Source organism: Streptomyces sp. NPDC004732, from assembly GCF_040609235.1.
Taxonomy (GTDB): Bacteria; Actinomycetota; Actinomycetes; order Streptomycetales; family Streptomycetaceae; genus Streptomyces.
Genome location: NZ_JBEXJR010000056.1, coordinates 1 through 1,059, shown reverse-complemented (window position 1 = coordinate 1,059; position 1,059 = coordinate 1). Strand labels below are relative to the sequence as shown.

General features: G+C 37.1%; 3 protein-coding genes. All 3 read left to right on the top strand.

Features of this window, described 5'->3' with window-relative positions:
• Window positions 1-4 precede the first annotated feature (4 nt).
• A complete protein-coding gene (locus tag ABZV77_RS42735; protein WP_356268803.1) occupies window positions 5-154 on the top strand; it encodes a hypothetical protein in 150 nt (49 codons plus the stop codon).
• Window positions 154-744, top strand: a complete 591-nt coding sequence (locus ABZV77_RS42730) for a RepB-like protein (RefSeq protein WP_058212880.1) — start codon at window positions 154-156, stop codon at window positions 742-744. Before ABZV77_RS42735 ends, ABZV77_RS42730 begins: the two co-directional genes overlap by 1 nt.
• 10 nt (window positions 745-754) lie before the next feature.
• Window positions 755-1,059, top strand: a 305-nt coding sequence (locus ABZV77_RS42725; RefSeq protein ID WP_356268801.1) for a hypothetical protein, incomplete at its 3' end; no start/stop codon positions are given.

Genomic DNA, 1,059 nt, shown 5'->3' with positions numbered 1-1,059 from the left:
CGAGCTGGAAGACTTACGAGGTTTGAATGGGGTCAAAGACCACTTGTCTTATGTGAGAGCCAAGCGAGAAGACTACTCAAAGAAAAATATCACTAAGTATCTCAAAAAAGCAATCGAGCAATACCTACCCACGGTTAAAAGGCAGGACTTATGATGAGTGAAAAGTTAAAGACAATCAAAGAGCTTGCGGATGAAATAGGTGTTTCAAAGCAAGCTGTATGGCAAAAAATAAAAAAAGAATCGTCAATAGATTTACGTCAATTTACGTCAAAAAAAGGAAATACCGTTTACGTTGACGTTGATGGTCAAAAAGTTATTAAGAATGCTTTTTTTAACAAAACGTCAACTAAAAAACGTCAACAAAAAGTTTTTGTTGACGACAACGTGGATAATTCAGTTGATGACAATCCAGAGGGGAATGAAGAGATTTTATTTTTAAGGAATCTAGTGTCCGAACTCCAATCAGAAAAAAAAGATCTTCATAAGCTATTAGACCAGCAACAACGTCTAGCCTTACAGGATAAAAAAGTACTAGAAGAGTATAAATCAGAAATCAATGAATTGAAAGCTCTTAAAATGCCTCAGGAGGATATGAAAGATGGCTCGTCGATAAGGGGTGAGGCGCAGGAAGAAATCAATGAATTGAAAGCTCAATTGAGGTTATCAGAAAAAGAACGAAACAAGGCAAAAGAAAAAGAGCCGGTAAAAACAGAATCTAAAAAATGGTGGAAACTATGGAAATGAGGGGGATCAAATGAGTCATTCGGAACAAATGATTGAAAACCAGTTCATACAGATCTTAAGTGAGAAAGAAAATCAGTGGACTTATCGTCCGGACTTGAAGTCGGAAGAAGCACTTTGGCAAAACTTTAGAGGCCATTTGAACCGAATAAATTTAGCAGTATTGGAAGAGCAACTATTAACGGACAAAGAATTTAAGCAAGTCAAAGTCGAGTTTTCACGTTTGACCGGAACGCCTTTTTTAGCTTCTCAATGGCTTAGAGGAGAAAACGGGGTGGCTCAAGTTTTATTAGAGCGAGAAAATGGGAAAAAAGTGAC